Source organism: Tardiphaga sp. P4_G1 (assembly GCF_056401215.1).
The window spans coordinates 16,303-36,084 of record NZ_JBFUJU010000010.1 but is presented as its reverse complement, the minus strand read 5'-3'; the positions used below and the strand labels follow the sequence as shown (position 1 = coordinate 36,084).

The window sequence follows — 19,782 nt, the reverse complement described above, 5'->3', positions numbered from 1 at the left end:
CGTGCCACCTGGTCCGGGATCGGCCCGGCAAATCACCGGCCCTCATGTTAGCTTCTGATATCTAACGCGAAAAAGCCAGATCGTTGCATTGCGGCGCGCGCGTGACCGCTGTGCCATTTTGACGGTCGGCGATAGCGCAGCCTGTGGCGCAGTGTTATGTAGCTGATATGACGTCAACGCTCAGCAATATTATCCTCCCCATCGCGGTCGGCGCCGTTGCGCTGGTCCTGCTGCTTGGCCTGTTCAACATGATGCGCGGCGGCTCGCCTGATCGCTCGCAGAAGCTGATGCGGTGGCGCGTGGTGCTGCAATTCGTCGCCATTATCCTCACTATGGCCACCGTCTGGGCGATGGGCCGCTGACGCAAATTCCTTAACTGGCGCTGGATCAATTCGATGGTCGTTCTCAACCGCATCTACACCCGCACCGGCGATGACGGCACGACGGCCCTCGGCACCGGCGAACGTCGACCGAAATACGATCTCCGCGTCAGCGCCTATGGAACCGTGGATGAGACCAATGCCGCGATCGGCGTGGTGCGACTGCATCTCGCCCATGCGCGGTCCCTAGATGCGATGCTCGGGCTGATCCAGAACGATCTGTTCGATCTCGGGGCCGATCTCGCGGTTCCGCAGCGCGAGGGCAAGGCCGAGCGGCTGCGCCTGCTGGCGAGTCAGGTCGAGCGGTTGGAGAACGATATTGACATGCTCAACGCGCCGCTGACTGATCTGACCTCGTTTGTTTTGCCTGGCGGAACTCCAGCCGCCGCTCACCTTCATGTAGCCCGGACAATCTGCCGTCGTGCGGAACGGATCATAGTGGAACTCGCCGCCCAGCCCGATGAGCCGGTCTCGGACGCTGGTATCCAGTATATGAACCGGCTGTCGGACTTCCTCTTCGTCGCCAGCCGCTCGCAGAACGACAATGGCGCCGGCGATGTGCTCTGGGTGCCCGGCCAGAACCGGTAATTTCGGCTAAATCGGCTGGCCTAGAGATACTCGATTTTAGGGTCTGGCGCGTTGACCCCGTGTGGCAGGGGCTTTAGGTTCCGCGCCCAAGCTTCCGAGCAAGCTCTGAAACAATAAAACTCACACGAAAGAGGATCGATGAAGGTTCTGGTCGCGGTCAAACGGGTGGTCGATTACAACGTCAAGGTTCGCGTCAAGAGCGACGGATCGGGCGTCGAACTGTCCAACGTCAAGATGTCGATGAATCCGTTCGACGAAATCGCTGTCGAGGAAGCCCTGCGCCTGAAAGAGGCCGGCAAGGCAACCGAGGTGGTCGTGGTCTCGATCGGTCCCGCACAGGCGTCCGAAACCCTCCGCACCGGCCTCGCGATGGGCGCGGACCGTGGCATCCTCGTCAAGGTTGAAGGCACCGTCGAGCCGCTCGCCGTGGCGAAGATCCTCAGGGCTGTCGCCGATGAGGAAAAGCCCGGCCTGGTGATCCTCGGCAAGCAGGCGATCGACGACGACGCCAACCAGACCGGCCAGATGCTGGCCGCGCTGCTCGGCTGGCCGCAGGCGACCTTCGCCAACAAGCTGGTTGTTGAAGGCGACGACGTCACCGTGACCCGTGAAGTCGACGGCGGTCTGCAGACCGTCAAGCTCAAGGGACCGGCGATCGTTACCACCGATCTTCGTCTGAACGAGCCGCGTTACGCATCGCTGCCGAACATCATGAAGGCGAAGAAGAAGCCGATCGACGAGAAGACCGCCGATGGTTACGGCGTCGATATTTCTCCGCGTCTCGAGATCATCAAGACCAGCGAACCGGGCGGCCGCAAGGCCGGCGTCAAGGTCAAGGACGTCGCCGAACTGGTATCGAAACTCAAGACTGAAGCCGGGGTGCTCTAATGCCGACATTGCTGCTTGCCGATCACGACAACGCCACCCTGAAGGATTCCACCAACAAGGCGCTCACCGCCGCGACCCAGATCGGCGGCGAGGTACATATCCTCGTTGCCGGCCAGAATGCGAAGCCGGCTGCGGAAGCTGCCGCCAAGCTGCAGGGCGTCACCAAGGTGCTGCTCGCCGACGACGCCTCTTATGCCCATGATCTCGCCGAGCCGCTGGCCGCGCTGATCGTGTCGCTGGCCCCTGCCTATGACGTGCTGATCGCCGCTGCGACCACGCGCTCGAAGAACGTGATGCCGCGCGTCGCCGCCCTGCTCGACGTGATGCAGGTGTCGGAAATCACCAAGGTGATTGCGCCCGACACCTATGAGCGTCCGATCTACGCCGGTAACGCGATCCAGACCGTGAAGTCCAAGGACGCCAAGAAGGTCATTACGGTGCGTACCTCGACCTTCGGTGCAGCCGGTGAAGGCGGCAGCGCGGCGGTGGAAGACGCCAAGACGGCCGAGAATCCCGGTCTGTCGACCTTCGTCGGCGAGGACATGGCCAAGAGCGATCGTCCGGAACTGACCTCGGCGAAGATCATCGTCTCCGGTGGCCGCGCCATGCAGAGCCGCGAGAACTTCACCAAATACATCGAGCCGCTTGCCGACAAGCTCGGCGCCGGTGTCGGCGCCTCGCGCGCCGCGGTGGATGCCGGTTATGCCCCGAACGACTGGCAGGTCGGCCAGACCGGCAAGGTCGTGGCTCCGGAGCTGTATATCGCCATCGGCATTTCCGGCGCGATCCAGCATCTCGCCGGTATGAAGGACTCCAAGGTGATCGTCGCGATCAACAAGGACGAAGACGCGCCGATCTTCCAGGTCGCCGATTACGGCCTGGTCGCCGACCTCTACCAGGCCGTGCCGGAGCTGACCGAAGCACTCGGCAAGTAGAGGCCCGGCAGGCAAGGATTTGGCAAATAAGGCCTTGCTGAATTAGGGCTTTGCGCCTCAATTAACGACATCGGCCGGAGTGACTGACTCCGGCCGATATTTTATGTAAAGATAGCTTTCCGAACGCGGCATGCGCGGGCGGCGTGTTCCCAGAGATGACAAGCAAGATGGCGGTTATGATCAAGAAAGTCGGCGTGATCGGCTCGGGCCAGATGGGCAATGGCATTGCGCATGTGGCTGCATTGGGCGGCCTCGAAGTTGTGCTGAACGATGTCTCTGCCGACCGCCTGAAGTCTGCCATGGCGACGATCAACGGCAACCTGTCGCGTCAGGTGTCGAAGAAGGTCATCACCGAGGATGCACGCAAGGCCGCGCTGGATCGCATCACCTCGTCGGACACGATGGACGGCCTTGCCGATTGCGATCTCGTGATCGAATCCGCCGTCGAGAAGGAAGAGATCAAGCGCAAGATCTTCCACGATCTCTGCGCCGTGTTGAAGCCGGAGGCAATCATCGCCTCCAACACATCGTCGATCTCGATCACGCGCCTCGCCGCGTCGACCGACCGTCCCGAAAAATTCATCGGCATTCACTTCATGAATCCGGTGCCGTTGATGGAGCTGGTCGAACTGATCCGCGGCATTGCCACCGATGACGCGACCTTCGATGCGTCCAAGGACTTCGTCACGAGGCTCGGCAAGCAGATCGCCGTCTCGGAAGATTTCCCGGCCTTCATCGTCAATCGTATTCTTTTGCCGATGATCAACGAGGCGATCTACACGCTGTATGAAGGCGTCGGCAATGTCGAAGCCATCGATGCGGCGATGAAGCTCGGTGCGCATCACCCGATGGGGCCGCTCGAACTCGCCGATTTCATTGGCCTCGATACGTGTCTGTCGATCATGCAGGTGCTGCATGAAGGCCTTGCCGACTCCAAGTATCGACCGTGCCCGCTGCTGGTGAAATATGTCGAAGCCGGCTGGCTCGGTCGCAAGACCCAGCGCGGTTTCTACGACTATCGCGGCGAGAAGCCGATCCCGACGCGCTAAGGCGAAGCGCTCGTCTTTTTTAAGATAGAACGCTGTCATTGCCGGGCTTGACCCGGCAATCCACCTTTACGCATGCAAGGAAGAAGGATGGATCCGCGGGTCATCCAGCGAAGCTTGCTTCGCGCTGCCCGCGAGGACGACGGTGTGTGTGGTTGGCCTCGCGGCCTAGTTAAATCAACATCCGCATCAGGCTCACCGTCGCCGGCACCATCCCGACGATCATCGCCATGCCCATCCCGACTCCGCACAGATGCGCCATCAATGTCTCGCGCTGCGTAATCATGTCACGTACTGCGCCACGCCATGGCCGAACGACCAGTTCTCCGGCAGCACCTCGACGAGGTTGATGAAGACGTCTTCGGGCCGCAGGCCCGGTCTGTCAGTCAGCTTCTCGACGATCCGTTTGTAGAGCGCCTGCTTCTGCTCACGCGGGCGGGTGTTGCTGACCGTGAGCTGGATGATGACGAGGTCATCGGTCCGGCGAATGCCGAGATAATTCGGATCATAGATGAAAGTGCCATCCTCGTGCTCCGAGATGGTGACGAAACGGTCGCCCTCCGGGACGTTGAAGGTCTCGCGCAGCGCCTGATAGACGCCTTCGGCGATCGCCTCCCGATAGGCGGCGGGCTTGCCCTTCTTCAGTGAAATGCGAACCAGCGGCATGGTGGTCTCCTGTCGTTCAAATCCGATCCAACAAACCTAATCCCATATTGATCATTGGAAAATCGTATGAAATAATATTTCAATGATGTCAGATTGAAATGATTGGCCGATGAAAGCGCTCGATATCGAGGCCGTGCAGGCCTTCGTGCTGGTGGCCGATCTCACCAGCTTCACCCGCGCCGCCGAGGCGATGGGAAGCACGCAGTCGGCGATCAGCCTGAAGATCAAGCGGCTGGAAAGCGGGCTGGGCAAGCGCCTGCTGGAGCGAACGCCGCGGCTGGTGCGCCTGTCGTCGGAGGGAGCGGCTTTTCTGGCCTCCGCGCGAAATCTCGTCGCGGCGCATCAGTCGGCGATGGGCTCATTCGCTGCGGAGCGGCGGCGTCTCGTGGTGGGGATCAGCCATCATCTCGTCGGCGCCGATCTTGCCGACGTGTTGAAACGTATGAGCGCGACCGATCCGTCCCTGGTGATCGAATTGCGGATCGAGTCATCGCGGGTCCTGCTGTCAGCCTATGACGCTGGCGATCTCGACGCGGCGATCGTGTTGCGGGTCGACAGGCGACGTGGTGACGGCGAGGTCTTGATGGAAGAACCATTTGGCTGGATGGGCACACTGGATTTTCGGCACGCGCCCGGTGAGCCGCTGCGACTCGCGGCGCAGTCCGCGCCATGTACGGTCCGTTCGGCGGCGATTGCGGCGCTCGATGGGGCTGGCATTCCGTGGACTGAAGCCTTCGTTGGCGGCGGTGTTGCGACCATCGGCGCGGCGATCTCCGCCGGTCTCGCCGTTGGTGCGCTGGTCCGCCGTGTTGCTCCCGCTGGCAGCATCGATCTCGGTCCGCGCCTCGGTCTGCCGAAATTGCAGGATGCCGAGACGATGCTGCATTCCAGCCTCACCGATGCGAGGGCGCGCGGCGCGCTGCGCACACTGGGCGCAGCATTTCGGGCGAATGCTGGCTGATTGTTGCACGAGGTCAACATTCGTTAACCCCGCATCGCTATACCGGCGGTACGACGTTACGGAGTGTTTCTGATGGATATGGCTTTGGTTGCCAGCGCGCTTGCCATGAAGGCAGCGGGAACGCAGCAGCAGATTTCGACCTCGATCATGAAGTCGAATGCCGACATGGAAAAGAACACTGTGCTCACGCTGCTCGGTGGCGCGCAGCAGGCCTCGCAGGCCAATCTCGGCGCGGGCGTCGGCGGCAACGTCGATATCGCCGCCTAAGGCGCTGTCGAACCTGGCTACTGCTCTTTGGAAGCAGCAGTCAGTGTCGCGCGAAAATGGCTCGGTGGCGCGCCAATGATGCGCTTGAAGGCGCGGCTGAACGCGGCTTCCGATTCATAGCCAAGCCGACGTGCGACGACCGCGATCTTCAAGCGGTCGCGAGTGAGCCACTGCTTTGCTTCCTGCATCCGCAATTGCGCGACGTAACGGGCCGGTGTCTGGCCGACGACATTGGCGAAGCGCAACGCAAATGCCGAGCGTGACGCATGCATGACGTTGGCCAGCGCCTCGACGGTCCAATCCCTGGTCGGGTCGCGATGGATCGCAGCGAGAACCCGGCCGATACCGGGATCGCGCGCTGCCGCGACCCAGCCGGCAGAGCCGCAGCCCTTCTCCACCCAGTTGCGGATCAGTGCAGCGGCGACAACGTCGGCCAGCCGCGTCAGCATGCCGCCGGCACCGACGCGATCCAGCGCCAGTTCGGACGTCATGGCCTCAAGCAGATGCGGGATGGCGGGCTCGTCGGTGGCAAGTTCGTGCATCTGCATCAGCTCAGGCATCATCAGAAGTAACGGATGCTGGCTGTCGAGGTTGAAGGTCATGCCGGCACCGAACAGCACGGTCTCTTCGCCATTGCTGTTGCCGCCGCTGCAGGTGTCGAGGATGCCGCAGCAAACCGGTTCGAACTGGCAATTCTCGACCGGTGCCGGGAAGGCATCGGGCGAGCTCGCCAGCGCATGTTCCGCGCCGCGCGGCAGCAAGACCGCATCACCTGGTTCAAGGCGGACCCACGCGTTATCCAGAGTTCGCAGCCAGCAGCCGCGTTCGGCGACGAAGTGGAATTGTGCCTTCGGCCGTGCCGGGAATACCAGCCCCCATGGCTCGGTCATGCGGCAGCGGACGTAATCGACGCCCTCAATCTTCAAGCCCCGGAGCATTTCGGTCAGGGGGTGAGTGGCGACAGTTGTGGACGAATGATCAAGCATTGCGGGTTTTCTAGCATGGAAACTCCAGGAGGTCACCTCCATCTCCGGGGTCCCTGCTGGAGACTGCCATGACTGATTCCGCCACTGCCGCACTTGATGCCGATGTTTCTCCAATAACCAATGAGCGGACGAACGCAGCCTGGGCGGCTGTTGTCTCCTTGATGCTTGGCGCGTTCAGCCAGGTCACGGCTGAATTCCTGCCCGCGAGCCTGCTCACGCCGATCGCCACGGATCTCGGGGTCTCGGTTGGCGCTGCCGGGCAGGTGGTGACGGCGACCTCCCTTGTCGGGATCATCGCCGGACTTGCGACAGCCATTGTGACACGCGCCATGGATCGTCGCGTCGTCCTGTGGTCGCTCACAGTGCTGCTGATCGTGTCCAATCTGCTGTCAGCTACCGCAAGCAACCTGCCGATCCTGTTGCTTGCCCGCGTGCTGCTCGGCATCAGTCTCAGCGGCTTTTGGGCAATGGCAACGGCCACCGCGATGCGGCTTGTTCCGGCGGAGGCGCTGCCGCGCGCGATCTCGCTGATTTTCAGTGGCGTTTCGATCGCCACCGTCAGCGCTGCGCCCATCGGTGCATATCTTGGAGATCTGTGGGGCTGGCGGAACGTGTTCTTGCTGGCGGCCGCTGTCGGCGCCGTCGTGCTCGTCTTTCAGGTGCTGACGCTGCCGCGCTTGCCGCCGCTCACATCACCGGATGTGCGCACGCTGTTCGTGCTGATGCGTCGGCCCAGTGTCCGGCTTGTGATGATCGCAATCGCCGTCAGTATCTCGGGCCACTTCGCCGGCTTCACTTACGTCCGGCATTTCCTCGAACAAGTGCCGCAGCTTCCGGTCACTGCGATCTCGCTCGTCCTGCTGGCTTATGGCGTTGGCGGTTTCTTCGGCAATTTCGCGGGCGGGGTGCTTGTCGCCCGTAGTGCGAAACTTGCGATCGTCACGGGATCTGCGGCGATCGCCGTGCTCGCGCTGGTGCTGTTTGTCTTTGGCGCTTCGGGCCTTGTCGCGGGCATCGCAGTTGGCCTCTGGGGTTTTGCGTTCGGTGTGCTGCCGGTTGGCTTCCAGACATGGATGGTGCGGGTCGCATCTGACGAAGCCGAATCTGCGGGCGGCCTGCTCGTCTCGGCATTCCAGGTCGCGATCACGGTTGGCGCCGTCGTTGGCGGCATTCTTGTCGACGGTTTTGGCCCGTTCGGTGCCGTTGGTTATCTCGCAGCGGCGACACTGGCGGGCGCGCTGCTCGTGTTGCTGTCGCGCAGCGGCGGCGAAGTGCCGGCCTGAAGCGCGAAGGGAGGCAGCAGCCTGCTGCCTCCCGGCTTCTCTTACGCGACCGGTGTGATCCAGCCGATCCCGGCACCGCCGGGCTGCAGCAGGATTGCGAGCCGGCCGACATCGGGAATGTCGAATACCGGCCGCATCAGCGTCGCGCCGGTCGCGACGGCTTTCTTCACACGCGCATCGACATCGTCGACCGCGAGATACGGCATCCAGCCATCGGGTACATTCTCGTAGCCCGGGCCTTCCGCGTGGAAGATGCCGCCGACCGGCACATTGTCCATCATTGCGATCCAGTAGATGCCGCCGCCCGCCAGCTTCTTGGCCTGATAGGTCCAGCCGATGGTCTCCTGATAGAAGGCTTTCGCGCGCTCGGGATCGCGCGTCACGAATTCATTCCAGTTGAAATGACCGTGCGGCGTCATGGCGTCCTCCGTTGTTGCGTCAGACTGAAACCAGCGTCTTGAAGCCACCATAGATCATGCGCTTGGCATCGAACGGCATCGCCTTCGGATCCATCATCTTGGCGAGGCGCGGATCCTTCATCACTTTGGCGTTGATGCGGTCGCGCTCTTTGCGCGTCTTGTAGATGATATAGGAAAACACAACGGTCTCGTCGGGTTTCAGTTTCACGCTGCGCGGGAACGATGTCCATTTGCCGACGCTGACGTCATCGGCGACACATTCCTGATAGTCGAGTGCGCCGTATTCGCGCCAGATTTTGCCGGCCTTGCGCGCGATGGCGGCATAGGCTTTCAGCTTCTTCTTCGGCACCGGAACGAGGAATCCGTCGATATAGGCCATTGGTCGTTTCTCCCTGCTGTCATGTGTCGGCGCCGGGCGCGCGTGGCCCGGTTGTTTTCAAGACGAACGCAATTGCGTTCATCCGACAGCATTCTGGAGAATTTTGCGATCCGCGCGGGCGGCCGTATGTCGCAGTGCCGTGGTCTTCAGAAACTGGCCGCGGCGGGCTTCACCGCCGCTTTCAGCAGCTTGATGGCATCTTCGCTGTCCCATTCGGCGGGGCCGGCGATGGTCGCGATCTCGCAGCCCTTGCCGTCGATCAGCACCGAGGTCGGCATACCCAGTGCACGGCCGATGCCCTTGAGGTCCTGGAACACCTTGGCTGAGGTGTCGGTGAAATAATCCAGCCGGTTGAGGCCGCCGTCTTTCAGGAAAGCCTTCGGCTTCTCGGCGTCGCGGGTGTCGATATTGATTGCCACGACCTGGAAATCCGGGCCGCCGAGCTTGGTCTCGAGGTTGTTCAGCGCCGGCATTTCCTTGCGGCAGGGCACGCACCAGGTGGCCCACAGGTTCACCAGCACCGTCCGGCCGCGCCAGTCGGACAGCTTCTTCTCCTGGCCATCGGCATCCCTGAAAGCGAGGTCCGGCAGTTTCAGCGGCGTCCTGGCCATGGTCAGGCCGGCGACTTCGCCGCGCGCCAGCGGCTCGATCTTCTTCGACAGCGCTATGGCCGGTGCACAGGTTGGATCGCCCGGCGCAGCCTGTTGCCGCAGCCGATCCATATTGGATACCGCGGCAAAGCCGATCACGGCGCCCACGAGCACCGCGCCAAGCACGATCAGGCGGCGTTTGGCCGGACGGGGGGCAGGCTGGTCGGGCATAGGGTTTGTCATTCGGTCTCAGTTAGGGCTATGCAACGGTTGGCGACGGACGATCCGTCGGCTGCGGTTAAAGATGAGTGACAATTCATGGCTTCGCGCAAGGGCAACGGCAAGTCCAGCAATGACGGTAAGGGCTCCAATGTGAGCAACAAGATGTGGGGCGGGCTGTTCGATGAAAGCCCCGACGCCATCATGGAGGAAATCAATGTCTCCATCGACGTCGATCGCCACCTCTATGCCCAGGACATTACCGCGTCCAAGGCCCATGCTGCGATGCTTGCCAAGCAAGGGATTATCACCGCGAAAGATGCGAAAAATATCGCAGGCGGTCTAGACACGATCCTGTCAGAGATCACCAAGGGGGCGTTCACATTCAAGCGTGCGCTCGAAGACATTCACATGAATGTGGAGAGCCGGCTCGGCGAGCTGATCGGTCCGGCCTCCGGCCGCCTGCATACCGCGCGTTCGCGCAATGATCAGGTGGCGACCGATTTCCGCTTGTTCGTGCGCGATACGATCGACGAGATCGACGCGGCCTTCGCGTCACTGCAAGGGGCACTGGTCGATCGCGCGCTGGAGCATGCCGGCACGGTCATGCCTGGCTTCACCCATCTGCAGACCGCGCAGCCGGTGACCTTCGGTCATCATCTGCTGGCCTATGTGGAAATGGTGTCGCGCGATCGCGGCCGCTTCGCCGATGCGCGCAAGCGCCTCAATGAAAGCCCGCTCGGCGCCGCTGCGCTGGCCGGTACCTCATTCCCGATCGATCGCCATGCCACAGCCAAGGCGCTGGGCTTCGATCGCCCGATGGCGAATTCGCTCGATGCGGTGTCGGATCGCGACTTTGTGCTGGAGACACTGTCGGCGGCCTCCATCGCCGCCGTGCATCTGTCGCGCTTCGCCGAGGAGATCGTGATCTGGACCTCGCCGCTGGTCGGTCTCGTCAGGCTTTCGGACAAGTTCACCACCGGCTCCTCGATCATGCCGCAGAAGCGCAATCCGGATGCGGCCGAACTGGTCCGCGCCAAGACCGGCCGCGTGATCGGCTCGCTCACCGGATTGTTGATTGTCATGAAGGGCCTGCCGCTGGCCTATCAGAAGGACATGCAGGAGGACAAAGCGGGCGCGATGGAAGCCTATTCGGCGCTATCGCTGGCGATCCGCGCGATTGCCGGCATGGTCCGCGATCTCGTGCCCAATGAGGAGCGCATGAAGCTTGCTGCCGGCGAGGGCTATGCCACCGCCACCGATCTGGCGGACTGGCTGGTACGGACGCTGAAAATGCCGTTCCGCGAGGCGCATCACGTCACCGGCCGGATCGTCGGCGTCGCCACCAAGAAGGGCGTGGCGTTGCACGAGCTCGACCTGAAGGAAATGCAGGCGGTGGAACCGAAGATCACGGCAGAAGTGATGAAGGTGCTGTCGGTGGAATCGTCGGTGAAGAGCCGGGTCAGCTATGGCGGCACGGCGCCGAAGAATGTGACGTCGCAGGCGAAGGCCTGGCTCAAGCGACTGGAAAAAGAGCGGAAATTGGGCTGATCGGGCTTGGCGTGCGAAAATTCAATGGATTTCGGGGTCTCGCCAGAGCGCGGCAATCTTTGTATGGTGCGCCCGCATTTGGGGATTTAGCTGTGACTCGTCCGACCCGCCCTGCGTCCGCGCGATGGGCCATTCTCGTTCTGACCGTTTCTGCTTTGGCGCTGGCTGGCTGCGGCCGTAAAGGCGGCCTCGATCTGCCGCCACAGGCGTCCGCGCAGCCGATGGGCACCGGCGCTCCGGCATCGGATCCCGATGCACAGTCGGCTGCCAACAAGGGCAGGGACGTGTTCGCGCCCTCGAACGGTGTTGATGAGGGCCCGCCGGCGGCGACCCGTGGTCGCAAGAAGCCGTTCCTGCTCGATCCGATCCTGGACTAACTCGCCATGCGCCATTTCGACTATCGCAACGGCGTGCTGCACGCCGAAGGCGTTGATATTGCCGAAATGGCGGATGCCGTCGGCACGCCATTCTATTGCTATTCGACCGCGACGCTGGAGCGGCACTACCGCGTCTTTACCGAGGCCTTTGCCGATACCAAGGCCCTCGTCTGTTACGCCATGAAGGCGAATTCCAACCAGTCGGTGCTGCGTACGCTGGCGAAGCTCGGCGCCGGCGCCGATGTTGTCTCGGGCGGCGAATTGAAGCGCGCGCTCGCCGCCGGCATTCCGCCGAAGAAGATCGTGTTTTCCGGCGTCGGCAAGACGGCGGATGAACTGCGGCTGGCGCTCGACGAAGACATTCTCTGCCTCAATATCGAGTCGGAGCCTGAACTCGCATTGCTGTCGGAGATCGCCAGCGAGACCGGCCGTACGGCACGGATTTCGATCCGCGTGAATCCGGACGTGGATTCCGGCACGCATGCCAAGATCTCCACCGGCAAGTCCGAAAACAAGTTCGGCATCCCCATCAGCAAGGCACGCGAGGTCTATGCCCGCGCTGCGAAGCTGCCGGGGATTGAGGTCACCGGCGTCGACATGCATATCGGCAGCCAGATCACCGATCTCGCCCCGATGGAGCAGGCATTTCGCATCCTGGCCGATTTCGTCACCGTGCTGCGCAACGACGGTCACACGATTTCGCATGTCGATTTCGGCGGCGGTCTCGGCATTCCCTATTACGAGGACCGCGCCGCGCCGCCGGAGCCGATGGCCTATGCGGCCATGGTCAAGCGCGTGACGCACAATCTCGGCTGCACGCTGATGTTCGAGCCCGGCCGCATGATTGTTGGCAATGCCGGCATTCTCGTCGCGCGCGTCATCCATGTGAAGCATGGCGACGGCAAGACCTTCGTCATCATCGACGCTGCCATGAACGATCTGATCCGGCCGACTTTGTACGAGGCCTATCACGAGATCCTGCCGGTGGCGGCGCCCGCGCCCGGCGCGAAGCTGACGGCTGTCGATGTGGTTGGCCCGGTCTGTGAAACCGGTGATTATCTGGCGCTGGACCGCAAGCTGCCGGAGCTGAAGTCCGGCGATTTGCTCGCGATCATGACCGCCGGTGCCTATGGCGCCGTGCAGGCGGGAACCTACAACACCCGCGCGCTGGTCCCGGAAGTGCTGGTGAAGGACGATCAGTATGCGGTGGTCCGCCCGCGGATCGAAGTCGAGCAGTTGATCGCCATGGACAAGGCCGCGCCCTGGCTGTGAGGCGGTGATTTTACCTCTCCCCGCTCTGCGCGGGGAGAGGTCGCCGCGCCTTCGCGGCGGGTGAGGGGCGGGGCACAGGCCTCTCTATCAAGCTCAAGCGCAGGTAGGCGAATCTCGAAGAGCCCCTCACCCCACCCTCTCCCCGCAAGAGCGGGGCGAGGGTGCGCACGGCCGGCGTTCCCTTACAAAGACCCCTCACGCCTTCGTGACCCCAATCGCTCCGAATCGACTTAGGCTCAGGCTTTGCATGTGTACGGATGGCCCCCGTGCCATGCCTCATTGCCGCCGCCGTGCTAGTGTGTCGTGCGGTAACATCGGAGATCGTCGTTGAGCGCTGCGCCCCCCGACCGACCAGACCCCCAACGCGACGTACATGCCGATCGTCAGGCGGCGGCACAGCTTCAGCTCGCGCAGGCGCTGCAGCGGGCCCGGGTGGCGATTGCCTGGGAGCGGGGATGGCCGCATCTGGCCCGGCTGCTCAGCGTCGTCGGTTTGTTTCTGGTGGCGTCCTGGGCTGGTCTGTGGCTGACGCTTCCCTTCACGGCGCGCGCCATCGGTCTTGCGTTGTTCGTCATTACCGCGCTGGCGACGCTGGTTCCTCTCCTGAAGTTTCGCTGGCCATCCCGTGAAGAGGGCTTGTCGCGCCTCGATCGCGGCACCGGCATTGCGCATCGTCCCGCAACGGCGCTGACCGACACGCTGTCGTCGCAGGACCCGATGGCCCGGGCGCTGTGGCTGGTTCAGCGCGAGCGTACGCTGGCCTCGCTCAAGAAAATCCGCGCTGGCCTGCCGTCGCCGCGCCTCGCGATCCATGACCCCTGGGCGCTGCGCGCCATCGTGATCGTGCTGTTGTTCGCCACCTGGTTTGCCGCCAGCGGTGAGCGCGGCGCGCGGATCATGGCGGCGTTCGACTGGAACGGCGTGCTGGCGCCGGCGAATGTGCGCGTCGACGCCTGGATCACGCCGCCGCCTTACACCGGCAAGCCGCCGATCATCCTGTCCGCCGCCAACAAGGACGCGTCCACGGCCGATGCCGCTGCATTGCCGGTGCCGTCGGGCTCGACGCTGATCGTGCGCTCTAGCGGTGGTGCGCTTGATGTCGTTCTCACCGGCGGTGTCGCTGACGTGGCGCCGACGGCGGAAGCCCCGAAGGGCACCAACGAAAAGCATTTCACCATCACGTCTGACGGGACAGCACATGTCCGTGCGCCGTCCGGCCAGCCGCAGTGGAAGTTCACGGCAACGGGTGATCGTCCGCCGACCATCGCGCTCGCGAAGGACCCGGAGCGTCAGGCGCGCGGTTCGCTGCAGATGTCCTACAAGCTCGAGGACGACTACGGCGTTACCGAAGCCCATGCGCTATTCGCGGCGCGTCCCGCCGAGACCAAGGATGGCATCAAGGAAGCCGCCAAGCCGCGGCCGCTGTTCGATGCGCCGTCATTTGCGCTGGTGCTGCCAAATGCGCGCACACGCAACGGTGTCGGCCAGACCGTTAAGGATCTCAGCGAGGATCCCTATGCCGGCGCCGATGTCACGCTGACGCTGACGGCCAAGGACGAGTCGGGCAACGAGGGCAAGAGCGAGCCGTTCAACATGCGGCTGCCGGAGCGGCTGTTCACCAAGCCGTTGCCGCGCGCGCTGATCGAACAGCGCCGTATCCTGGCACTCGACGCCAATCAGCGCGGCCAGGTCTCCTTCGCGCTGCAGGCCCTGATGATCGCGCCGGAAGCTTTCACGCCGGAAGCCGGTCAGTATCTCGGGCTGCGCAGTGTTGCCACCCAGATCGAACGCGCCCGCACCGACGCAGCCCTGAAAGAAGTCGTCGCCAGCCTGTGGGCGCTCGCCGTCACCATCGAGGACGGCGACATCACCGATGTCGACAAGGCGCTGAAGGCGGCACAGGACGCGCTGAAGCAGGCACTGGAGCGCGGCGCCAGTGACGAGGAGATCAAGAAGCTCACCGAGAACCTGCGTGCGGCGCTGGACAATTTCCTGAAGCAGCTCGCCGAGCAGATGAAGCAGAACCCGCAGCAACTGGCGCGTCCGCTCGACAAGAACACCAAGGTGATGCGGCAGCAGGACCTCAACAATATGATCGAGCGCATGGAGCGGCTGTCGCGCTCCGGCGACAAGGACGCCGCCAAGCAGTTGCTCGAACAGATGCAGCAGATGCTGGAAAACCTGCAGATGGCGCAGCCCGGCCAGTCCGGTGACAGCGAGATGGATCAGGCGATGAACGAGCTTGGGGACATGATCCGCAAGCAGCAGCAGCTTCGCGACAAGACCTTCAAGCAGGGCCAGGACCAGCGCAACGAGCGCCGCCGCGGCAAGCAGGGCGAGCAGGGTATGGGCGATCTGCAGCAGGATCAGCAGAACCTGCGCGATCGCCTCAAGCAGCTGCAGGACCAGCTCGCCAAGCAGGGCATGGGCCAGGGTCAGAAGGGCCAAAAAGGACAGCAGGGGCAAAAAGGCCAGCAGGGTCAGCAAGGGCAGGGCCAAGGTCAAGGCGGCGACGACCAGGCGGACGCTGATGGCGACGGCGACGGTGATGGTCTCGGCGATGCCGACAGCGCCATGGGCGATGCCGGCGGCCAACTCGGTGAGGGCAATGCCGATGGCGCGGTGGGTTCGCAGGGCAAGGCGCTCGATGCGCTCCGCAAGGGCGCCCAGAAGCTCGCGCAGGCCATGCAGCAGGGCGAGGGCGAAGGCCAGAACGACGGCCCCGGCAACAATCCCGGCCGCCAGCAGAGCGGTGGCCGGCAAAGCGATCCGCTCGGGCGTCCGCTGCGTGGCCGCGAACTTGGCGACGACCTCACGGTGAAGATTCCCGGCGAGATCGATGTGCAGCGCGTGCGGAGAATCCTGGAAGAGTTGCGTCGTCGCCTCGGCGACACGACGCGGCCGCAGCTCGAGCTGGATTATATCGAGCGGCTGCTGAAGGATTATTGAGGGCGGAGTTAGGAAGCGCCGGTGCCAGTGGTTTCCCTCCCCCAAGCGAAGCGCAGCGGGGAGGGTTGGCCGATAGGCCGGGGTGGGGTGCTTCAGCAAGTGAGAGCGGCGTTTGTGGCACGACCCCACCCGTCTGGCCTTCGGCCAGCCACCCTCCCCGCTGCGCGGCTTCGCCGCTTGGGGGAGGGATGAGAAAGAGCCCTCTATCCCTTGTTCTTTACCGCCAGCGCATCCGCCACCGCAGTGCGGATATCCGCCACCGAAAACGGCTTCGTCACCACATCATGCACGATTGCATTCAGTCCCGTCGCGCGTTCGCGCTGGTCGGCGTAACCGGTCATCAGCAGGATTGTCAGTTCGGGAAAATCGCGCGCGACGGCCAGCGCCAGCGCGATGCCGTCCATGACAGGCATCTTGATGTCGGTCAGCAGCAGGTCGAAAGCGCCGCTTTGCTCGGTGAGAATCTCCAGCGCCTCGGCGCCGTCTTCGGCCGTGACGATCTCATGGCCATCCATGGCGATGGCGCGGCCGACCAGCAGCCGCATCGATTCTTCGTCATCTGCAATCAGGATACGCGCCACGACAACTCCTCAGACTTACGCGCCGGCGACGTCGCGCTTGGTGAAGAAGCGCACATCGATACTGCGGCCCTCGGCCGGCGGCGAGGCCAGCCGCGATCGAAACCATGTCTTGTCGCCGGGATTGAGGCCGGGCTGTTCGAGCACGGCGTTCCAGCCATATATTTCAGTCCCCTTCTCGTCGCGCACCACGAAACGCAGGCGCGGCAATGCTGTGGGCGTGCGGGTTTCGGACACGATCAGGCCTTCGATGAGCAAGACCGACTTGCCATCGACGGTCTCGGTGGTGACCTTGACGTCCTTGAAGGCAAGCCCCCGTATATTCACGTCGAGGCCGACCGCCTGATAGAAAGTCGCGGTCTGCGGCATCAGCTTGACCAGGTCGACGCGCCAGATCACCAGTGCGAGCAATAGCGACGCCATGGCGGCGGTAGCGATCGGCAGGCTGTGACGTGGCATGACGAACAACCGCGGCAGCGACGGCACGAAACGGCGGAGCGCTGCGAAGCGCGACGGCGGGGTGGCCCGCATCGCGGCCACCGCGTCGTGCTGCGCCAGCGTGGCCCAGTCGGCCTCTTCGGTACGATCATTGGCATCGACCGGCCAGTCGGCTGAAATCGAGGGGCTTTCGACCACCGGAACGTTCGGCGCCGAGGCGTCGTCGTCCTCGGTCACGCCCCAGGCGCTCATGTCCTCGTTCGGATCGGGCTCGCTGGCCTTCGCCGCCATGGCGGGAACACGGGCTTCGGCGCGGGAGAGGTCCTCCGGCCGCGCCAGCCAGACTTCCTTGCAGCGGGCGCAGCGCACCGTCCGTCCGGCATCGCCGAACGTGGCCGGGTTCACGGCGTAGGACGTCGTGCAATTGGGGCAAACGATATGCATGGAGCCGATAGCCGATGACATGGCCGGCAGGCTACAAGACGACCGTTAACGAATCGGAAACCATAACGGCCGCACAAGCAATTGACCGTCTTTTTGAGGCTTTTTGAACCCATCGAACGGAGCTGAATGTGGTCCGGTTCGAAAATGTTGGTTTGCGCTACGGGCTTGGCCCGGAGATTCTGCGCGACCTCAATTTCCAGATCCCTGCGCATTCGTTCCAGTTCCTGACCGGTCCCTCCGGCGCCGGCAAGACCTCGCTGCTGCGTCTCCTGTTCCTGTCGCTGCGGCCGACCCGCGGGTTGGTCAATCTGTTCGGCCAGGACATCTCGCTGCTCGGCAAGGACGAGATCGCCGACTTGCGCAAGCGCATCGGTATCGTGCTGCAGGATTTTCGTCTGCTCGACCATATGACGACCTATGAGAACGTCGCATTGCCGTTCCGGGTGATGGGGCGTGAGGAGTCCAGCTATCGGCGCGAGGTCATCGATCTCCTGAAATGGGTCGGCCTCGGCGATCGCATGGATGCACTGCCGCCGATCCTGTCGGGCGGCGAGAAGCAGCGCGCCGCCATTGCGCGCGCGGTGATCGCGCGGCCCATGCTGCTGCTGGCGGACGAGCCGACGGGCAACGTCGATCCGACGCTGGGCCGGCGTCTGCTGCGGCTGTTCATCGAGCTCAACAAGTCGGGTACCGCGGTGATTATCGCGACCCACGATATTACATTGATGGATCAATACGACGCGCGGCGCATGGTGCTGCATCAAGGTCGGCTGCATATCTATGAGTAGAATCGGCGAAGAACACGGCCCGCTGATGGACCTCGGCACCGATCGCCCGCAGGTCCCGGCGAAGGCGCGCAACGCATCCCCGATCGTGCCGCGCGGCTCGATCGCCGGCCGCGCGCTGGTCGCCGTCGTCGCCATCATGACCTTCCTCGCCTCCATCACCACAGGCGCAGTGCTACTGATCAGCGCCTCGGCGTCGGAGTGGCAATCGGAAGTCGCCAGCGAAATCACCATCCAGGTGAAGCCGCAGGGCGGCCGCGATCTCGACCGCGATACGCAGGCGGTGACCGACGCCATTCGCGGCCAGCCGGGGATTGTCGAGGTGCAGCCCTATAGCCGGGAGCAATCGGCGCAGTTGCTGGAGCCGTGGCTCGGCACGGGACTGTCGCTCGACGAGCTGCCGGTGCCGCGCGTTATCATTGCACGTGTCGCGCCGGGGACGGTGCTGGACATTATCGGCTTGCGCAAACGGGTGACGCAGGCCGTGCCCTCGGCCAGCGTTGACGATCATCGCGCCTGGGTGGAGCGGATGCGCTCGATGACATCGGCAACGGTGCTGGCCGGGCTCGGCATCCTTGCGCTCGTTATTATCGCCACCATTATCTCTGTATCCTTTGCGACGCGCGGCGCGATGGCGGCGAACCGGCCGATCGTCGAGGTGCTGCATTTCGTCGGCGCGGGCGACCGCTACATCGCCAATCGCTTCTTCCGCCACTTCCTGCGGCTTGGCCTGCAGGGCGGTATCATTGGCGGCGGTGCCGCGATGCTGATGTTCGGGTTTTCGGAGTCGATCGCGAGCTGGTTTTCCGGCACGCCGGTGGGCGATCAGTTCGCCGCGTTGCTGGGGACGTTCTCGCTGCGGTCGTCAGGCTATCTCGCGGTGGCAGGGCAGGCGCTGTTGATAGCAGGAATTACCGCCTGGGCATCGCGCCGCACATTGTTCTCGACGCTGAACGACATCGAGTAACGCGTCAGGCACAGGCGATGGCATCGCCAAGGCGCCGAAAAATACCTAAGATTGCTGCCAAAGGACCAAACGCCAGACCGATGATCTTGCTCGACGACCAGAACACCACGGAGATGCCCGTTGCCGCGCCACCGCGGCGGCGCGTCATCCGTGCGGCACTTGTGGTCGCATTTGCACTGTCCTTCATGGTCGGCGCCATCGGCTTTGTCGCGTTCCTCGCGCAACTGCGCAGCGGCGAGCTGAAGCCGTCGGCGAATGCCGACGGCATCGTGGTCCTGACCGGCGGTTCGTCGCGCGTTGCGGATGCGCTCGAACTGCTCGCCAATGGTTTCGGCAAACGGTTGCTGATCTCCGGCGTGCATCCCACCAACGGTGCCGCCAATATCTCGCGCACGCTGCCGGACAGCCAGCGACTGCTGGATTGTTGCGTCGATCTCGATCGCTCCGCCGTCAACACCCGCAGCAACGCGGTGGAGACCAAACGCTGGGTCCATGAGCGCGGCTTCAAGTCGCTGATCGTGGTGACCTCGAATTATCACATGCCGCGCGCGATCGTCGAAATGTCACATGAGATGCCGGATATCGAGCTGATCCCGTTCTCGGTGATTGGCGACAAATGGCGTGACGAGCCGTGGTGGACCAGTGGCCCGACGCTGCGGTTGCTGCTATCGGAATATGTCAAATATCTCGCGGCCGAAGCGCGGGTGCGGCTGGCGAATATCGGCATTGATCTGATGCCGGATTCCGGCAGCGACCAGCAGAGCGACGCGCCGCAGCGCCGGCCGGCCACGGCGTCTGCGAATTGAACTGCAAT

At 63.3% G+C, this 19,782-nt stretch carries 22 protein-coding genes; 15 read left to right on the top strand and 7 right to left on the bottom strand.

From position 1 onward, the window contains the following. Positions 1-167: 167 nt before the first annotated feature. The 5 genes from AC1DUY_RS22820 to AC1DUY_RS22800 all read left to right on the top strand — a co-directional run bounded on the left by AC1DUY_RS22820 (position 168) and on the right by AC1DUY_RS22800 (position 3,840). Positions 168-362: a twin transmembrane helix small protein gene (locus tag AC1DUY_RS22820; protein WP_068730376.1), complete on the top strand. Its 195-nt coding sequence runs from the start codon at positions 168-170 to the stop codon at positions 360-362. Between the two features lie 33 nt (positions 363-395). Then, on the top strand, positions 396-968 hold the full coding sequence (locus tag AC1DUY_RS22815; RefSeq protein WP_478117322.1) for a cob(I)yrinic acid a,c-diamide adenosyltransferase: 573 nt from the start codon (positions 396-398) through the stop codon (positions 966-968). 138 nt (positions 969-1,106) lie between these two features. After that, positions 1,107-1,856, top strand: a complete 750-nt coding sequence (locus tag AC1DUY_RS22810) for an electron transfer flavoprotein subunit beta/FixA family protein (protein ID WP_478117320.1) — start codon at positions 1,107-1,109, stop codon at positions 1,854-1,856. Continuing rightward, positions 1,856-2,791, top strand: coding sequence for an electron transfer flavoprotein subunit alpha/FixB family protein (locus AC1DUY_RS22805; RefSeq protein ID WP_478117318.1), 936 nt, complete (start codon positions 1,856-1,858; stop codon positions 2,789-2,791). The genes AC1DUY_RS22810 and AC1DUY_RS22805 overlap by 1 nt, the downstream gene beginning before the upstream one ends. A 167-nt stretch (positions 2,792-2,958) precedes the next feature. After that, positions 2,959-3,840, top strand: a complete 882-nt coding sequence (locus AC1DUY_RS22800) for a 3-hydroxybutyryl-CoA dehydrogenase (protein WP_089267834.1) — start codon at positions 2,959-2,961, stop codon at positions 3,838-3,840. Positions 3,841-4,119: 279 nt separating this feature from the next. Here AC1DUY_RS22800 and AC1DUY_RS22795 read toward each other — a convergent pair whose 3' ends face one another. Continuing rightward, positions 4,120-4,503 carry a tautomerase family protein gene (locus AC1DUY_RS22795; protein ID WP_439059914.1) on the bottom strand — a complete coding sequence of 128 codons (384 nt, stop codon included), beginning with the start codon at positions 4,501-4,503 and terminating at the stop codon, positions 4,120-4,122. 109 nt (positions 4,504-4,612) lie between these two features. Between AC1DUY_RS22795 and AC1DUY_RS22790 the strand changes: the two genes are divergently transcribed. Further along, positions 4,613-5,464, top strand: coding sequence for a LysR family transcriptional regulator (locus AC1DUY_RS22790; protein ID WP_478117315.1), 852 nt, complete (start codon positions 4,613-4,615; stop codon positions 5,462-5,464). Between the two features lie 72 nt (positions 5,465-5,536). Next, positions 5,537-5,731, top strand: a complete 195-nt coding sequence (locus AC1DUY_RS22785) for a putative motility protein (RefSeq protein WP_093757402.1) — start codon at positions 5,537-5,539, stop codon at positions 5,729-5,731. Positions 5,732-5,748: 17 nt separating this feature from the next. Here AC1DUY_RS22785 and AC1DUY_RS22780 read toward each other — a convergent pair whose 3' ends face one another. Then, positions 5,749-6,717: an AraC family transcriptional regulator gene (locus tag AC1DUY_RS22780; RefSeq protein ID WP_478117313.1), complete on the bottom strand. Its 969-nt coding sequence runs from the start codon at positions 6,715-6,717 to the stop codon at positions 5,749-5,751. A gap of 68 nt (positions 6,718-6,785) precedes the next feature. On the opposite strand from AC1DUY_RS22780, the gene AC1DUY_RS22775 reads away from it, so the two are divergent. Further along, a complete protein-coding gene (locus tag AC1DUY_RS22775) occupies positions 6,786-8,000 on the top strand; it encodes an MFS transporter (RefSeq protein ID WP_089267618.1) in 1,215 nt (404 codons plus the stop codon). Between the two features lie 41 nt (positions 8,001-8,041). On the opposite strand, the gene AC1DUY_RS22770 is transcribed toward AC1DUY_RS22775, so the two are convergent. The 3 genes from AC1DUY_RS22770 to tlpA all read right to left on the bottom strand — a co-directional run bounded on the left by AC1DUY_RS22770 (position 8,042) and on the right by tlpA (position 9,619). Beyond that, positions 8,042-8,419 (bottom strand): VOC family protein, encoded by a 378-nt coding sequence (locus tag AC1DUY_RS22770; protein ID WP_478117311.1) that lies wholly within the window; start codon positions 8,417-8,419, stop codon positions 8,042-8,044. 19 nt (positions 8,420-8,438) lie between these two features. Beyond that, positions 8,439-8,798, bottom strand: a complete 360-nt coding sequence (locus tag AC1DUY_RS22765) for a DUF1428 domain-containing protein (protein WP_478117309.1) — start codon at positions 8,796-8,798, stop codon at positions 8,439-8,441. 146 nt (positions 8,799-8,944) lie between these two features. Further along, positions 8,945-9,619, bottom strand: coding sequence for a thiol:disulfide interchange protein TlpA (gene tlpA / locus AC1DUY_RS22760; RefSeq protein ID WP_246297386.1), 675 nt, complete (start codon positions 9,617-9,619; stop codon positions 8,945-8,947). A 141-nt stretch (positions 9,620-9,760) separates the two neighbouring features. On the opposite strand from tlpA, the gene argH reads away from it, so the two are divergent. The 4 genes from argH (at position 9,761) to AC1DUY_RS22740 (ending at position 15,756) form a co-directional block, all read left to right on the top strand. After that, complete coding sequence (gene argH, locus AC1DUY_RS22755) at positions 9,761-11,158, top strand: argininosuccinate lyase (RefSeq protein WP_478117636.1); 1,398 nt, start codon at positions 9,761-9,763, stop codon at positions 11,156-11,158. Between the two features lie 92 nt (positions 11,159-11,250). Next, positions 11,251-11,535 carry an LPS translocon maturation chaperone LptM gene (gene lptM / locus AC1DUY_RS22750; RefSeq protein WP_478117306.1) on the top strand — a complete coding sequence of 95 codons (285 nt, stop codon included), beginning with the start codon at positions 11,251-11,253 and terminating at the stop codon, positions 11,533-11,535. 6 nt (positions 11,536-11,541) lie between these two features. Continuing rightward, positions 11,542-12,807, top strand: a complete 1,266-nt coding sequence (lysA, locus tag AC1DUY_RS22745) for a diaminopimelate decarboxylase (RefSeq protein ID WP_478117304.1) — start codon at positions 11,542-11,544, stop codon at positions 12,805-12,807. Between the two features lie 327 nt (positions 12,808-13,134). Further along, positions 13,135-15,756, top strand: a complete 2,622-nt coding sequence (locus AC1DUY_RS22740) for a TIGR02302 family protein (RefSeq protein WP_478117302.1) — start codon at positions 13,135-13,137, stop codon at positions 15,754-15,756. A gap of 203 nt (positions 15,757-15,959) precedes the next feature. On the opposite strand, the gene AC1DUY_RS22735 is transcribed toward AC1DUY_RS22740, so the two are convergent. After that, on the bottom strand, positions 15,960-16,337 hold the full coding sequence (locus AC1DUY_RS22735) for a response regulator (protein ID WP_478117300.1): 378 nt from the start codon (positions 16,335-16,337) through the stop codon (positions 15,960-15,962). Between the two features lie 15 nt (positions 16,338-16,352). Then, on the bottom strand, positions 16,353-17,216 hold the full coding sequence (locus tag AC1DUY_RS22730; protein ID WP_478117298.1) for an MJ0042-type zinc finger domain-containing protein: 864 nt from the start codon (positions 17,214-17,216) through the stop codon (positions 16,353-16,355). A 128-nt stretch (positions 17,217-17,344) separates the two neighbouring features. Between AC1DUY_RS22730 and ftsE the strand changes: the two genes are divergently transcribed. From ftsE to AC1DUY_RS22715, 3 genes are all read left to right on the top strand, one after another. Further along, positions 17,345-18,004 (top strand): cell division ATP-binding protein FtsE, encoded by a 660-nt coding sequence (gene ftsE, locus AC1DUY_RS22725; protein WP_068729180.1) that lies wholly within the window; start codon positions 17,345-17,347, stop codon positions 18,002-18,004. Then, positions 17,997-18,968 (top strand): cell division protein FtsX, encoded by a 972-nt coding sequence (locus AC1DUY_RS22720; RefSeq protein ID WP_120287240.1) that lies wholly within the window; start codon positions 17,997-17,999, stop codon positions 18,966-18,968. The genes ftsE and AC1DUY_RS22720 overlap by 8 nt, the downstream gene beginning before the upstream one ends. An 80-nt stretch (positions 18,969-19,048) precedes the next feature. Further along, positions 19,049-19,774 carry a YdcF family protein gene (locus AC1DUY_RS22715; protein ID WP_175365984.1) on the top strand — a complete coding sequence of 242 codons (726 nt, stop codon included), beginning with the start codon at positions 19,049-19,051 and terminating at the stop codon, positions 19,772-19,774. Positions 19,775-19,782 lie beyond the last annotated feature (8 nt).

What these genes read in the sequence shown, in the direction of transcription:
- AC1DUY_RS22795 (WP_439059914.1), bottom strand. Translation starts at nt 4,503, where the DNA reads ATGCCGCTGGTTCGCATTTCACTGAAGAAGGGCAAGCCCGCCGCCTAT.
- AC1DUY_RS22730 (WP_478117298.1), bottom strand. Translation starts at nt 17,216, where the DNA reads ATGCATATCGTTTGCCCCAATTGCACGACGTCCTACGCCGTGAACCCG.
- AC1DUY_RS22765 (WP_478117309.1), bottom strand. Translation starts at nt 8,798, where the DNA reads ATGGCCTATATCGACGGATTCCTCGTTCCGGTGCCGAAGAAGAAGCTG.
- tlpA (WP_246297386.1), bottom strand. Translation starts at nt 9,619, where the DNA reads ATGCCCGACCAGCCTGCCCCCCGTCCGGCCAAACGCCGCCTGATCGTG.
- AC1DUY_RS22820 (WP_068730376.1), top strand. Translation starts at nt 168, where the DNA reads ATGACGTCAACGCTCAGCAATATTATCCTCCCCATCGCGGTCGGCGCC.
- AC1DUY_RS22775 (WP_089267618.1), top strand. Translation starts at nt 6,786, where the DNA reads ATGACTGATTCCGCCACTGCCGCACTTGATGCCGATGTTTCTCCAATA.
- AC1DUY_RS22810 (WP_478117320.1), top strand. Translation starts at nt 1,107, where the DNA reads ATGAAGGTTCTGGTCGCGGTCAAACGGGTGGTCGATTACAACGTCAAG.
- AC1DUY_RS22800 (WP_089267834.1), top strand. Translation starts at nt 2,959, where the DNA reads ATGGCGGTTATGATCAAGAAAGTCGGCGTGATCGGCTCGGGCCAGATG.
- AC1DUY_RS22715 (WP_175365984.1), top strand. Translation starts at nt 19,049, where the DNA reads ATGATCTTGCTCGACGACCAGAACACCACGGAGATGCCCGTTGCCGCG.
- AC1DUY_RS22770 (WP_478117311.1), bottom strand. Translation starts at nt 8,419, where the DNA reads ATGACGCCGCACGGTCATTTCAACTGGAATGAATTCGTGACGCGCGAT.
- AC1DUY_RS22815 (WP_478117322.1), top strand. Translation starts at nt 396, where the DNA reads ATGGTCGTTCTCAACCGCATCTACACCCGCACCGGCGATGACGGCACG.
- lysA (WP_478117304.1), top strand. Translation starts at nt 11,542, where the DNA reads ATGCGCCATTTCGACTATCGCAACGGCGTGCTGCACGCCGAAGGCGTT.
- AC1DUY_RS22780 (WP_478117313.1), bottom strand. Translation starts at nt 6,717, where the DNA reads ATGCTTGATCATTCGTCCACAACTGTCGCCACTCACCCCCTGACCGAA.
- AC1DUY_RS22790 (WP_478117315.1), top strand. Translation starts at nt 4,613, where the DNA reads ATGAAAGCGCTCGATATCGAGGCCGTGCAGGCCTTCGTGCTGGTGGCC.
- AC1DUY_RS22785 (WP_093757402.1), top strand. Translation starts at nt 5,537, where the DNA reads ATGGATATGGCTTTGGTTGCCAGCGCGCTTGCCATGAAGGCAGCGGGA.
- AC1DUY_RS22805 (WP_478117318.1), top strand. Translation starts at nt 1,856, where the DNA reads ATGCCGACATTGCTGCTTGCCGATCACGACAACGCCACCCTGAAGGAT.
- AC1DUY_RS22720 (WP_120287240.1), top strand. Translation starts at nt 17,997, where the DNA reads ATGAGTAGAATCGGCGAAGAACACGGCCCGCTGATGGACCTCGGCACC.